Below are 13,933 nucleotides of genomic sequence, written 5' to 3'. Positions count from 1 at the left end.
ACGCCTTCGTCAGACAGCGATCAGCTACGCCCGAGAGCATCCCATCGTCCGGATTTCCATCCGGATGGAGACGGAACCGGCCGGATTTCACCTGCGCCGGCGGTATTCAATAACCCAGTACATCGGGAACGTATGAGAAACAGAAATCTTGTCAGGGGGCTCTTCCTCATGGCAATCGCGCTGGCCTTCGGCCTTACGGCGCTTCGCTACCCCATTGGAGACCTGAGCCGCGCGGGGCCGGGATTGTTCCCCGCACTCGTCAGCGCCATGCTGCTGGTGATCGCCGTGTCGACCGTGATCCGGTCGTTCTTCGTGGCGCCGGTGCGGCTGGACTTCAACTACAAGAACATCTCGCTCATCCTCGCGAGCCTCTGCGGGTTCGCGCTGATCTCCACCTTCCTGAACATGATCGCCGGCATCATCTTCATGGTGTTCTGTTCGGCGTTCGCCGGCAGTTCGTACTCGTGGGTGCGCAACGTCAAGGTCTCGGCTGGCCTGATCGTGATGGCGCTGGCCCTCCAGAAGCTCCTCGGCCTGAACCTGCCGCTGTACTGAGGAGACGACGATGGAAGTCCTTAACAACCTGGCGTTTGGTTTTTCGCACGCCCTGACGTGGCAGAACCTGATGTTCTGCGCCATCGGCTGCACCGTGGGCACACTGGTCGGCCTGCTGCCCGGCCTGGGCCCCCTGGCCACCATCAGCCTGCTGCTGCCGCTGACGTACTCCATTCCCACGACCGGCGCGCTCATCATGCTGGCCGGCATCTACTACGGTGCGCAGTACGGCGACAGCGTGAGTGCCATCACGATGAAGATCCCGCATGCCAGCAGCATCGTGGCCTGTATCGACGGGTACGCGATGACGCTCAAGGGGCAGACGGGCCTGGCGCTGTTCACGGCGGGCTTCTCCAGCTTCATCGGCGGCACGGTCGCCATCCTCGTGCTGTCGTTCCTGGCGCCGGTGCTCGGCGAGGTGGCCTTCCTGTTCGGCCCCGCCGACTACGTCGCGATGATGCTGGTGGGCTTCGTGTGCGTGAGCTTCGTCACCACGGGCAGCCTGCTCAACGGCCTGGCCATGTGCATGATCGGCGTGCTGCTCGGAACGATCGGCACCGACGTGAACAGCGGCATGCAGCGCTTCACCCTCGACCTGCCTTTCCTGGTGGACGGCGTCGGCATCGTGAGCATCGCGCTGGGCTGCTTCGGTATTGCCGAGATCACCAAGAACCTCGACTCCCGTGAAGAGCGCTCGCCTTTCAACGGCAAGATCAACCTGATTCCCACCTGGGCGGAGTTCAAGCGGATCATTCCGAGCGCACTGCGCGGCAGCGTGGTCGGCTCCTTCCTCGGCATCCTGCCCGGCGGCGGCCCGACCATTGCGCAGTTCGCGGCCTATGCGATCGACAAGAAGGTCAGCAAGTACAAGGACGAGATCGGCACCGGCTGCATCGAAGGCGTGGCCGGACAGGCGGCAGCCGACGAAGCGGCCGCGCGCACCAGCTTCATTCCGCTGATGAGCATCGGCATTCCCGAGAACGCCGTCATGGCGCTGATGCTGGCCGCCTTCATCATCAAGGGCATCCAGCCGGGGCCGAACATGATCGGCAGCCATCCCGAGCTGTTCTGGGGCCTGGTGGCCAGCATGTGGATCGGCAACGTCTTCCTGCTCGTGCTGAACGTGCCGCTGGTGCGCTACTGGCTGTCGGTGTTCAAGATTCCGTACGCCGTGCTGTTCCCGTCGATCCTGTTCTTCTGCTGCATCGGCACCTACAGCGTGAACAACAACCTGGAAGACGTGTTCATCACCGCGGCCTTCGGCTTTATGGGCTACATGTTCATGCGCCTCGAGCTGGATGCGGCGCCGCTGATGCTCGGCTTCATCCTCGGGCCGATGCTGGAAGAGAACTTCCGCCGCGCGATGCTGCTGAGCCGCGGCAGCTTCGGCACCTTCGTCACCCGCCCGATCAGCGGCACGCTGCTGAGCCTGATCGCGGTCTTCGTCGTCTGGCAGGTGGTTTCCTTCGTTCTGCAGGCCCGGAAGAAGGGTGTTCCGGCGGCTCCAGTGGCGCTCGAGCCGCAGGAATAACGCGAGAGCACATCGGCGCTGTCGGCATCGCCCGGAAACCGGGGCGGTGCCGACAGCGCTTTTTCTTTTCCGAAGCGCAGCGGCTTGCCCGGTGGATTCCGGCCTGCGAGTTGCATGAAGCGGGACGGCAGGTATCGTTTCACGGAACTCCCTCCTGAACTTCACTGCGAATTCACCCGGCGCACGCACACTGCGCCCCGACAGTGGTTCGGCGCTGGTAGAGGCCAGGGAGAAAAAAACCGCTCAGGGTACCGCCTCGATGCCGGCCACTGTCGCCCTTCCCGCGGACTCGATCGGACCAACGCCTAGCCCGGCCGGACTGTCATCCGGCTGACGCCATCCGCCGCTTCAATGAGCCGCAACCGCGCGGTTCACATCCGGACCGCGCGCCTTCACGAGGAGGACCGCCGTGGACGAAGAAGCGATCGATGCCTTCAAGGCCAGCCTGCAGCGCACTTCGGCAGAGCGCGAACAGGTGAGGACGCTGGTGGCCGAAGGCCGCTGGCGCGATGCCGAACCCGACGTCGATCGCTCTCGCGCCTACGCGATGCGGCATCGCACGCTCATGTCGTCCAGCGGGGCCGAATCCATCACCGGCGCCACCGAGGATTTCCAGCGCGCCAGCTTCCTGTCGCAGGGCGCCCGCAGCGCCAGGGCCGTTGGCTACGTCGAGGTCAACTACGGAACCAAGGCGGAGATCGGAACGGGTTTCATGGTCAGCCCCGCGCTCTTCATCACCAACCGCCATGTCATCCAGGACGAGTCGGCGGCGCGGGGCACGCAGGTGACCTTCTTCCGCGAGCTCGACGAACGCGGCGTGCCGAAGCCCACGACCACCTTCCTGCTCGACCCCGACCGCTTCGCGCTGTTCTCGCCCGACGACCAGCTCGACTATGCCCTCGTCGCGCTCGGCCGCAGGCAGTCCGGCGAGGCCGAGGCCGGTGACCTGGGCTTCTGCGCGCTGTCGGACCAGCCGGACAAGCATGTGCTCGGGATGAACACGAACATCGTCCAGCACCCATCGGGCTGGCCCAAGATGATTACCGTGCGCAACAACATCCTGACGGCGCGCACCGACCGCACGCTGCTGTACGAAACCGACACCGAGCAGGGCTCTTCGGGCTCGCCGGTGTTCAACGACGACTGGCAACTGGTCGCCCTTCACCACTGGGGCGAGCCGTTCATCGACAGGAATGCCCTGGGCAACAAGGTGCCGGTGAACGTGAACGAAGGCGTTCGCATCAGTGCCATCTACAGGGATCTCGCAAGCCGCATGAGCGGCCTGCCGGCGCAATGGCAGGCATTGCTGCGCGAGGCGCTCGCGCTGGGAGACCCTGGCGCCGCACCGGCCGCGGGGAGCGACCGCAGGCTTTCGCCGCCACGGCCCTCGACGCAGGAAGCCAAGGAAGTCGAAATCACGAATCCAACCACGGAGCTTCACACCATGGACACCCAGAGCAGCGCATCGCCTTCCAATTCCATCCGGCTGACCGTGCCCATCGAATTGACGATCAGCATCGGGCAGGCGGTGCAGGCGCAGCCGGTCGTCATCGGAGCCTCCCAGTCCTCGCTTGCCTCCGCTTCCGTGCAGCCGAAGGTGCTGGCCCGCGGCGCCGAAGCCGTGCAGGTCGACCAGGACTACGGCAACCGCAACGGCTACGACTCGGCGTTCATTCCGGGGCTGGAGCTGCCGCTGCCCCGGCCGTCCCAGACCCTGGCCAAACAGGTCGCCCCGCTGCGTGCGGAAGAGCCCGACGCCGCCGAAGGCGAGCTGAAGTACGAGCACTTCAGCCTGAAGCTGAACAAGTCGAAGCGGATCGCGCTCTTCACGGCGACCAACATCGACGGCGAGACCTATCTGGAAATCGACAGGAAGACCGGCCAGCCCAACGCCTCCGAAGGCGAGATCTGGTTCAAGGACCCGCGCGTCAGCGCGAGCTTCGTGCTCGACCAGACCTTCTACTCGGCGTGGTCGACCTACTTCGACCGCGGCCACCTCACGCGGCGCACCGATCCGACCTGGGGCTCCGCCGAAGACGCCGCGCGCGCCAACGCCGACACATTCCACTTCACCAACTGCTCGCCCCAGCATTTCAGGTTCAACCAGAGCGCGCGTTACTGGCAGGGGCTGGAGCGCTACGTGCTCGAGAACGGCACGCTCGCGGGCGACGTGCGGCGCAGGCTGGTCGTCTTCCAGGGACCGATCTTCGACGACAAGATCGACCTCTGGGCGGACGACGTGCAGATCCCATCGTCGTTCTTCAAGGTGGTGGTCTGGAAAGGGCAGGCCGGCCCCAGGGCCGTGGGGCTGGTGGCCGATCAGTCGAAGCTGCTCTCGGAGCCCCGGCGCAGCCTCGGCACGCCGCAGGCCCTGGCCTCGGTGGACGTGAACCAGTGGCGCGTGCCCATCGAGAAGATCGAAGCCCAGTCGGGGCTCGATTTCGGCGCGCTGGTCCGGGGTGCCGACACCATCGCCAGCCCTGGCCAGCCGCGCGTGGGCGAGGGGCTGGTGCTCGTCAGGAGCTTCGAGAGCATCCAGCTCTAGCCTCGGCGGCCCTCGCGGGCTTCAGCCGGCAGCGGGCTGCGGGACTTCCGGCTCGTACTGCAGCGCGGCGTCGTGGCTGGGGATGGGCGCGGTCAGGATCTGCGCCAGCCAGTGATCGAGCGTGTTGCCCGGCGGCGGTGCGGGACGGCGTTCGCGCGGGGGAGTGGGCACGTTCGCCGCGTCGCGCGAGATCTGTCCCACCTCGTCGGGAAACCACCTGAAGATGTTGACCTGGCTGCGGTAGCCGTCACCCGATCGCACGAAGAGAAAACCCTGTCGCGCGTTGCCTTCCGCGTCCACCGGAACGCCGGCGGCCCGCAGGGCCTTGACCTTCGCTTCGGTGTCCAGGTCGAACGGCAGCTTCAGGGTGATCGTCGCGTTGTGGACCATCCGTCTCGCCATGGCTTTACCCTCATGCTTTCTGGTGGATCGATCGATTCGAAAAAGCTTTCCCAGGGATACCGCGTCGGGAGGTGGCAAGCCTCCCGGTGGGGCGATGACGCCCCTGTCTGCCCGCGTGCCTTACTTGTCGTGGTGCAGGTAGGTCGCCTGCTTCGGCAGCAGCAGGCTCACGGTGAACGCCACGACCATCATGGCCGTCACGTACCAGTAGAAGTACGACTCGTGCCCGATCGACTTCAGCCCCAGCGCCACGTACTCGGCGCTACCGCCGAAGATCGCGTTGCCCACCGCATAGGAGAGGCCCACGCCCAGCGCGCGGATCTCGGGCGGGAACATCTCCGCCTTCACGATGCCGCTGATCGAGGTGTAGAAGCTGATCACCGCCAGAGCCAGCGTGATCAGCAGGCCGGCCGCCAGCGGGCTGTTCACGTTCTGCAGGTTGCTCAGCACCGGCACCGTCATCAACGCGCCCAGGGCGCCGAACAGCAGCATGTTGCTGCGCCGGCCGATGCGGTCCGACAGCGCGCCGAACAGCGGCTGCATGCACATGTAGATGAACAGGCACGCCGTCATCACGTTGCTGGCGGTCTTGATCGACATGCCGGCCGAGTTCACCAGGTACTTCTGCATGTACGTGGTGAAGGTGTAGAAGATCAGCGAGCCGCCGGCCGTGTAGCCCAGCACCACGAAGAAGGCGCGCTTGTGGTTCGTGAACAGCTCGCGCATCGTGCCCGCGCCCTTGGCGGCGCGCGTCTTGTTGCTCGCGGTCTCGGTCAGCGTGCGGCGCAGCATGAGCGCGACCACGGCCGCCACGGCACCCAGCACGAAGGGAATGCGCCAGCCCCAGGCCTTGAGTTCGGCCTCGTCCAGCACCTGCTGCAGCACCACGACGACGACCACCGCGAGCAGCTGGCCGCCGATCAGCGTGACGTACTGGAACGACGAGAAGAAGCCGCGCTGCCCGCGCATGGCCACTTCGCTCATGTAGGTGGCGGTGGTGCCGTACTCGCCGCCGACCGACAGGCCCTGCAGCAGCCGCGCGGCCAGCAGCAGCGCCGGAGCGGCCGCGCCGATCTGCGCATAGGTGGGCAGGCAGGCGATGACCAGCGAGCCCACGCACATCATGACGACCGAGGTCACCATCGAGGTCTTGCGACCCTTGCGGTCCGCGAGCCGGCCGAACAGCCAGCCGCCGATCGGGCGCATCAGGAAGCCGGCGGCGAACACGCCGGCGGTGTTCAGCAGCTGGACGGTCGGGTCCGACTTCGGGAAGAAGGCCGGCGCGAAATAGATGGCGCAGAAGGCGTAGACGTAGAAGTCGAACCACTCCACCAGATTGCCGGACGAGGCCGCGAAGATGGCGAAGATGCGCTTGCGCTTTTCCTCGAAGGTGTAGGGAGTGTTGCTGCTGGTGGCGGGTGCCGTGTCGGCGCTGGAAGCGCCGGCGGCCGCGCTTGCGGTGGCGGTCATGAAAGGGGTCCTTGTCTCTGGCTGGGGCCCGCCGCGTTAAGAAAAAAGTCACGCGGAGGCCGTTCGGCCGAGTCTGTCCCCCTGGCGCCGCGCTGTCGTCCGTAGCTGGGCGCGGGGTGGCTACGTATCGGTACGCAAGGGTAAATACCTAGATCGGGCCCGCCGCATGCCTTGGCGACAGGGCCAACGACCCGCGATGCCTACAGCGCATGCTCCCGCAGAAACCGATCCAGCTGATGGCTGTTCGCCAGCCCCAGCTTCGCGAACACATGCGCGCGGTGCGTTTCCACCGTGCGCTGCTCCAGCGGCGCCAGTTCCTGCGCTATCTGCTTGTTGGGCTTGCCTTCGGCCACGAGGCGGGCGATCTGCATCTCGCGCGGCGTGAGCTTGTCCCACAGCGCCTGCGCGGCCTGGCGGGCCTGGCGGCGGGCGCCGATCTCGCCGGCCTGCTGCAGGGCGCGGGCGATGGTGTCGAGCAGGCGCTCGTCGTTGCAGGGTTTCTCCAGCCAGCCGAAGGCGCCGTTCTGCACGGCCTCGACGGCCATGGGAATGTCGCCGTGGCCGGACAGGAAGATCACCACCAGCGGGCTGTCCTGCGCGCGCAGCGCGTCGAACACCTGCAGGCCGCTCGCGCCGTCCATGCGCAGGTCCATGATCACGCAGCCGGCGCGCTGCAGGTCGGCGCCCTCCAGGAAGGCCTCGCCCGAGGCGAAGGTCTGCACCGCGTAGCCGCGCGACAGCAGCAGGAGACCGAGCGAGCGGCGCACGGCCTCGTCGTCGTCCACGATGCACAGGTTGTTGGCGGGAGCGCTCATGGTGTTCACGGCAGTCATGGCGAAGATATTTCCAGCTCGAGGGTGAAGACTGTGCCACCGCCGGGCCGGTCGGCGAAGAACAGCCGGCCGCGATGCGCCTCGACGATGGTGCGGCAGATGTTCAGGCCCAGTCCCAGCCCGCCAGCCTTGGTGGTGAAGAAGGGCGCGAACACCTGGTCGGCCACCGCCGCGTCGATGCCCGGGCCGCGGTCGGCCACGCGGATGTGCATGCGCCCGTCCTGCAGAGCGGCCTCGATCTCCACCAGCCGCTGTTCCGGCGGCACGGCCTGCATGGCCTGAAGGCTGTTCGACAGCAGGTTCAGCAGCACCTGCTCGAGCAGCACGCGGTCGCCGCGCACCTCGGGCAGGTCCGGCGGAACGCGAAGCGCGGCGCGCGCCTGGCGCATGCGGATCTCGCCCTGCAGCAGCGCGAGCGCGTTGCCGGCCAGCGCGGCCACGGAACAATCTTCGGTGCCCACGGTGCGCTGGCGCACGAAGCCCCGGATGCGCCGCACGATCTCGGCGCTGCGCTGGGCCTGCACCATGGTCTCGTCGAGGCTGCTCACCAGCAGCTGCTGGTTGCCCTGTTCGGCAAAGGCCTTGGCGGCGCTCGCGAAATTGCTCAGCGCCATCAGCGGCTGGTTCAGCTCGTGGGCCAGCGTGGAAGCCATCTCGCCCAGGCTGGCGAGGCGTTGTGCGTGCTGCAGCTGCTCGTCGTTCTGGCGCTGGCGCAGCTCGGCGCGCTTCTGCTCGGTGATGTCCACCACCGAGCTCATCCAGCCGCTGTGCCTGCCGTCGGCATCGATCAGCGCGGCGGTGTAGACCATGGTGATCACCTCGTGCCCATCGCGATGCCGCAGGCGCGACTCGAAGCCGGCGCGCGCGGGCTGGCCGCTCATCATGGCGTCGTACTGGCGCCAGTGCTGCGTCACGTCGTCGGGGTGCCAGTAGGGGTAGGGCGGCAGCCGGCCGAGCAGTTCGTCGGCGCTGTAGCCCGTCATCTCGCAGAAGGCGAGGTTGACGTAGATGATGCGGCCTTCCAGGTCGCGCGCGCGCATGCCCACCAGCAGCGAGTCTTCCATCGCCTTGCGGAAGGCGTGGGCCTCGTCGAGCTCGTGGGTGCGTTCGCGCACGCGCAGTTCCAGGTCGCGCCGCGCGTTGCGCTGTTCGGCAAAGCGCCGTTCGCGCAACTGCCAGTACAGGCCGGCCAGCAGCAGCACGACGGCGCACAGCAGGCCCAGCATCCAGGCCCGCTCGCGGGCGACGGCGACTTCGGAATGGTCGGCCATCACGGTCAGCGTCCAGCCGAGGTCGGGCAGGCGTTCGTCTACCGCGAGGAACTGGCGCGGCCGGCCGCCGATGTCGGTGCGCACGAGGTAGCGATGCGCGGCTTCCTCGCGTTCCACCTTCCACGGCACCGCCGGAAAACCGGCGCGCATGCCGTACTGCTGGTCGCGCCGCATGCTGTCGAGCTCGGCGACGCTCAGGGGGCGCGTGGACTGGTACAGCCACGACGGCACCGAGCTCAGGAACACGATGCCGCGCGCGTCGGTCAGCAGGATGGGGTCGCGCGAGAAGGTCCAGGCCTCCTGCAGCTGCCGCAGGCTGACCTTGACCGTCACCACGCCCCGCACCTCGCCGTCTTCGCCCCGCACTGGCGTGGAGATGAAGAGCCCGGGCTCGCCGGTGGTCTGGCCCACGCCGTAGAACAGGCCGTTGCGTCCCGCGCGGGCGTCGATGAAGTAGGGCCGGTTGGCATATGACTGGCCGACGAAGCTCTGCGGCGTTGCCCAGTTGCTGGCCGCCAGCGTGAGGCCCTGCATGTCGATCAGGTAGAGCGCGTCGGAGCCGGCGCGGCGGTTCACTCCCTCGATGTAGAGGTTGGCGCGCTGCTTCGCGGCAGCGTCGCCCGGATGGTCCAGCGCGGCCAGGACGAGCGGATGCAGTCCGGCTGTGAAGGGAAGATAGCTGTACTTGCCGGCGGCATCGCGCAGGCCGAGCACGTGGACTTCCATGGCGCGCCGGATCGAGTCGGCCTGGAAGTTCGCCTCGCGGCGCGCGGCCCATTGGCCCGCGAGGCCGATCAGCAGCAGCGCGAGCGCGCAGGCGGCCGCCCACGCGACCACGGTGCGGTAGCGCAGGCGAGGGCGGGACGGGGGAACGGGCGGTTCGGGCGTGGTGGGTGGCATGAAGGGAGCGACGGGGTCGACCGGCGCGGCGAGCGAAATTTTGCCCTGATCCCGCGAGGAGGCCCGCGTCGCTAGACTTGCCCGTGGTCTGGCCCTCCGTCTCTAGGGCCGCAGACCCCCTCCGGATGCCAGACGCCTACACCCTAGCTGCCTTCGACTTCGACGGCACCATCACCACCCGCGACAGCCTGCAGGATTTCGTGCGGGGCGTGGCTGGCCGCGCAGGGTTCGCCGCTGGCGTGGCGCGCTCGGCCCCGTGGCTCTTCGGCGCATGGACCGGGGCATGCGACCGCGGCGTCGCCAAGGCGCATTTCCTCTCGGCCACCCTCGGCGGCATGACGCGCCATGAGCTGGAAGAAGCCGCGCGAAACTTCGCCGCCCGGGAGCTGCCGGCGCTGGTCCGTCCGGAAATGCTCGAGAGGGTCCAGGAGCACAAGCGACTGGGGCATCGGCTGGTGCTGATCAGCGCATCGCCGTCGATCTATCTCCGTCCATGGGCGGCGCAGGCCGGCTTCGACGCGGTGCTGGCGACCGAGCTCGAATTTGTCGGCGAACGCTTTTCGGGCCGGCTGGCCTCGGCCAACTGCTGGGGCCCCGAGAAAGTGCGACGCCTGCGGGAGTGGCTCGCGGGCGAGCAACCTGCGGTGCTCTATGCCTACGGCGACAGCCGGGGCGACCGCGAACTGCTCGCGCTGGCCGACCGGCCATGGCTGCGGGGCGACGGTGCATTGCCCGCGCTCCCCGCCGCAGCCACGGCCCGGCCGTCATGAGGCGGCGACGCTGAGCTCCTCCCGTCGCGGCGAGCGTTCCAGCTGCTTCGCCAGCGCCTGCCAGCGCACCCGCGCTGCCACCACGCTTTCTTCCTTCACATGGCCGAAGCCACGGATCTGCTCGGGCAGCCGCGCCAACGACAGCGCGGTGTCGAAGTCGATGCTGCCGAAGCGCGCGAGCAGGTCCTCGACCATCGCGCGGTAGTCCTCGATGAGCTGCCGCTCCATGCGCCGCTCGGCCGTGCGGCCGAACACGTCGAAGGCCGTGCCGCGCAGGCCGCGCAGCCTTGCGAGTACGCGGAACCCGCTCATCATCCACGGCCCGAAGCTGGTCTTCATCGCGCGGCCCTCGGCATCGCGGCGGCCGAGCACCGGCGGTGCGAGGTGGAAGCGCAGCACGGGCTTGCCTTCGAATTGCTCGCTGAGCTTCTCCATGAAGCGCCTGTCGGTGTAGAGCCGCGCGACCTCGTACTCGTCCTTGTAGGCCATCAGCTTGAAGAGGCCCGAGGCCACGGCCTTCGCCAGCAGGTTGCCGCCGCGCTCGCGCTGCTCGACCGCGCGCACGCGCTCCACCAGCTCGGCATAGCGTTGTGCGTACGCGGCGTTCTGGTAGGCCGTGAGAAAGGCGGTGCGGTCCGTCACCAGTGCCTCGAAGCTCTGCGGCCGCTGCAGCGTCACGACATTCGACGGCGCGGCTTCTCGCGTCACCGCGGCGAGGTCCAGCGCCGCCTTGCGGCCCCAGCGGAAGGCAGACTGGTTCGCCTTCACGGCCACGCCGTTGATCTCGATGGCCTTGTCCAGCGCCTCGGCCGACAGCGGCACGAAGCCCTTCTGGAACGCGAAGCCCAGCAGGAACAGGTTGGCTGCGATGGCATCGCCCATGAGCCGCGTGGCCAGTTGCGTCGCATCGACGAAGTCGGCGCGGCCTTCCACCGATTCCTCGATCAGCGCGCGCACCTGTGCGGCCGGAAACTGCCAGTCGGGCTGCTGCGCGAAATGCCCCGTCGGCTGCTCGAAGGTGTTGACCAGCGCATAGGTGCGGCCCGGCCGCATCCGCGCGATGGCGTCGGGCGCGCCGGCCGTCAGCATGTCGCAGCCCAGGATCAGGTCGGCCTCGCCGGTGGGAATGCGCTGCGCCTTCAGCTGCGCCGCGTCGCGCGCGATGCGCACGTGCGAGGTCACCGAGCCGTTCTTCTGCGACATGCCCGTCATGTCGAGCACGCTCACGCCCTTGCCTTCGAGGTGCGCCGCCATGCCGATCAGCGCGCCGATGGTGATGACGCCCGTGCCGCCGATGCCGGTGATGAGGATGTTGTGCATGCCTTCGAGCGCGAGCTGCTTCGGCTCGGGCAGCGGCGCCTCTTCGGCTGCGGCCTTCGCGGCGACCGGTGCCTGCCTGCGCGGCTTCACGCCCTCCACCGTCACGAAGCTGGGGCAGAAGCCCTTGATGCACGACTCGTCGGCGTTGCAGGCGCTCTGGTCCACGGCGCGCTTCAGGCCGAGTTCTGTCTGCTTCGGCAGCAGCGCGGTGCAGTTCGACTGCTCGCCGCAGTCGCCGCAACCCTCGCACACCGCGTCGTTGATGAACACGCGCCGCGCGGCCTGCGGGAACTCGCCCTTCTTGCGGCGGCGGCGCTTCTCGGCGGCGCACACCTGGTCGTAGATCAGCACCGAGACGCCCTCGAACTCGCGCAGCTCGCGCTGCACGGCGTCCATGCTGTCGCGGTGGTGCACGGTGAGCACGAAGCCCTCGCGCTCCGGCGGCAGCACGCTGCGGTCGGCCCAGCGCGTCGGGTCTTCGGCCACCAGCGCGAGGCGCTTCACACCCTCGGCGGCCATCTGGTGCGCGATGCGCGGCACGGTGATGGGGCCGTCCACCGGCTGCCCGCCGGTCATGGCGACCGCGTCGTTGTAGAGGATCTTGTAGGTGATGTTCACGCCCGCCGCCACGGCCGCGCGGATGGCAAGCGAGCCCGAGTGGTAGTAGGTGCCGTCGCCCAGGTTCGCGAACACGTGCCTGCGCTTGGAGAACCAGGCCTGCCCGAGCCACGGCGCGCCTTCGCCGCCCATGTGCGTGGTCGTGCGGTTGTGCTCGGGGTAGATGGCGGTGGCCATCACGTGGCAGCCGATGCCCGCGAGCGCGAGGCTGCCTTCGGGCACCTTGGTCGAGGTGTTGTGCGGGCAGCCCGAGCAGTACCAGGCCGGGCGCGAGGGCGTGGCGACTGCCTTGCCGAGCACCACGTCCTTCGCGTCGAGGATGGCGAGCCGCATGCGGATGCGGTCGCTGGTGTGAAAGCGCGCCACGCGCCCCGCGATCACGCGCGCGATCTGCGCCACCGAGAAATCGGCCGTGGCCGGCAGCAGCCACTTTCCGCGCGGATGCGCTCCCCATTCACCTTGCTCGTCGAACTTGCCGATCACGCGCGGGCGCACGTCTTCGCGCCAGTTGTAGAGATGCTCCTTGAGCTGGTACTCGACGATCTGGCGCTTCTCTTCCACCACCAGGATCTCCTCGAGCCCGTCGGCGAACTCGCGGATCGAGTCGGGCTCCAGCGGCCAGGGCATCGACACCTTGAAGAGCCGGATGCCGATGCGCGCGGCTTCGTCGGCGTCGATGCCGAGCTCTTCCAGCGCCTCGAGCACGTCGCGGTACGACTTGCCCGATGCCACGATGCCGAGGCGTGCCTTCGGTGAATCGATGGTCACGCGGTTCAGCTTGTTCTCGCGCGCATAGGCGATGGCCGCGTAGATCTTGTAGTCCTGCATCAGCGCTTCCTGCTTGCGCGCCTGCACGCCTAGCGTGTCGGTCGACAGGCGCGCGTGCACGCCGCCGGGCGGGAAGACGAAGTCCGAAGGCAGCCGTGTGTGCACGTCGAGCGCACCGGCCGGGATGGAGCCCGAAGACTCCACCGTGTCCGCCAGCGCCTTGAACCCCACCGGCAGCCCCGCGAAGCGCGACATCGCGAAGCCGTGCAGGCCGAGCTCGATGTACTCCTCCACGCTCTGCGGATAGAGCATCGGGATCATCGACGCGGCGAACAGGTGGTCGCTCTGGTTGGGCAGCGTCGACGAAGACGCGCCATGGTCGTCACCCGCCACCAGCAGAACGCCGCCGTTGGGCGAGGTGCCCGCGTGGCTCATGTGCTTGAACACGTCGCCGCAGCGGTCCACGCCCGGCGCCTTGCCGTACCACATGGCGAAGACGCCATCGACGGCGGACTCGCCTGTCAGGTGCACCTGCTGCGTGCCCCAGACGGCGGTGGCGGCCAGCTCTTCGTTCACGCCGGGCAGGAACTTCACGGCGTTGGCTTCGAGCTGCGGCTGCGCCTTCCACAGTGCTTCGTCGAGGCCGCCGAGCGGCGAGCCGCGGTAGCCCGAGACGAAGCCCGCGGTGTTCAGCCCGGCCTTCTGGTCGCGCCACTTCTGCACGAGCATGAGGCGCACCAGCGCCTGGATGCCGCTGAGGTAGATCCGGCCTTCGGTGGCCGTGTATTTGTCGTCCAGCGCAACGCTGGCCAGTTCGTGGGATGCCATGACTGAAAAAGACTCCGGGTAGGACTCGTTGGAATGCGGGCGTGGCCCCGGTAGAGGGCCGGCTCGCGGAACGCCCCGGCGGGGTAGACGCCGGAACAGCAACGATTCTTCCGCTTCGCCCG

Annotated in this window: 9 protein-coding genes; 4 read left to right on the top strand and 5 right to left on the bottom strand. The window is 67.9% G+C overall.

From position 1 onward, the window contains the following. Positions 1-132 precede the first annotated feature (132 nt). The 3 genes from EJO71_RS01885 (at position 133) to EJO71_RS01875 (ending at position 4,631) form a co-directional block, all read left to right on the top strand. Positions 133-555, top strand: coding sequence for a tripartite tricarboxylate transporter TctB family protein (locus EJO71_RS01885; RefSeq protein ID WP_346428053.1), 423 nt, complete (start codon positions 133-135; stop codon positions 553-555). Positions 556-565: 10 nt separating this feature from the next. Next, positions 566-2,086, top strand: a complete 1,521-nt coding sequence (locus EJO71_RS01880; protein WP_125947066.1) for a tripartite tricarboxylate transporter permease — start codon at positions 566-568, stop codon at positions 2,084-2,086. Positions 2,087-2,495: 409 nt separating this feature from the next. Further along, entirely contained in the window at positions 2,496-4,631 is a 2,136-nt protein-coding gene (locus EJO71_RS01875; protein ID WP_125947067.1) for a DNA/RNA non-specific endonuclease, read from the top strand. 21 nt (positions 4,632-4,652) lie between these two features. Here the strand turns inward: EJO71_RS01875 and EJO71_RS34580 are convergent, their stop codons facing one another. From EJO71_RS34580 to EJO71_RS01855, 4 genes are all read right to left on the bottom strand, one after another. Continuing rightward, the gene (locus tag EJO71_RS34580; protein ID WP_206168983.1) at positions 4,653-5,033 is read right to left on the bottom strand and encodes a hypothetical protein; all 381 of its coding nucleotides are present in this window, start codon (positions 5,031-5,033) and stop codon (positions 4,653-4,655) included. A 120-nt stretch (positions 5,034-5,153) separates the two neighbouring features. After that, positions 5,154-6,503 (bottom strand): MFS family transporter, encoded by a 1,350-nt coding sequence (locus EJO71_RS01865; protein ID WP_125947068.1) that lies wholly within the window; start codon positions 6,501-6,503, stop codon positions 5,154-5,156. A gap of 200 nt (positions 6,504-6,703) precedes the next feature. After that, complete coding sequence (locus EJO71_RS01860; protein WP_125947420.1) at positions 6,704-7,318, bottom strand: response regulator; 615 nt, start codon at positions 7,316-7,318, stop codon at positions 6,704-6,706. A 14-nt stretch (positions 7,319-7,332) separates the two neighbouring features. Then, a complete protein-coding gene (locus EJO71_RS01855; RefSeq protein WP_125947069.1) occupies positions 7,333-9,507 on the bottom strand; it encodes an ATP-binding protein in 2,175 nt (724 codons plus the stop codon). A 125-nt stretch (positions 9,508-9,632) separates the two neighbouring features. On the opposite strand from EJO71_RS01855, the gene EJO71_RS01850 reads away from it, so the two are divergent. After that, positions 9,633-10,277 (top strand): HAD family hydrolase, encoded by a 645-nt coding sequence (locus EJO71_RS01850; protein ID WP_125947070.1) that lies wholly within the window; start codon positions 9,633-9,635, stop codon positions 10,275-10,277. On the opposite strand, the gene EJO71_RS01845 is transcribed toward EJO71_RS01850, so the two are convergent. Beyond that, entirely contained in the window at positions 10,272-13,811 is a 3,540-nt protein-coding gene (locus EJO71_RS01845) for an indolepyruvate ferredoxin oxidoreductase family protein (RefSeq protein WP_125947071.1), read from the bottom strand. The two genes, EJO71_RS01850 and EJO71_RS01845, sit on opposite strands and share 6 nt — an antisense overlap. Between the last annotated feature and the right edge of the window lie 122 nt (positions 13,812-13,933).

Source organism: Variovorax sp. 679 (assembly GCF_003952185.1).
Classification (GTDB): domain Bacteria; phylum Pseudomonadota; class Gammaproteobacteria; order Burkholderiales; family Burkholderiaceae_C; genus Variovorax.
Note: the sequence above shows the minus strand (reverse complement) of the source record. Positions and strands in the feature narration are given on the sequence as shown.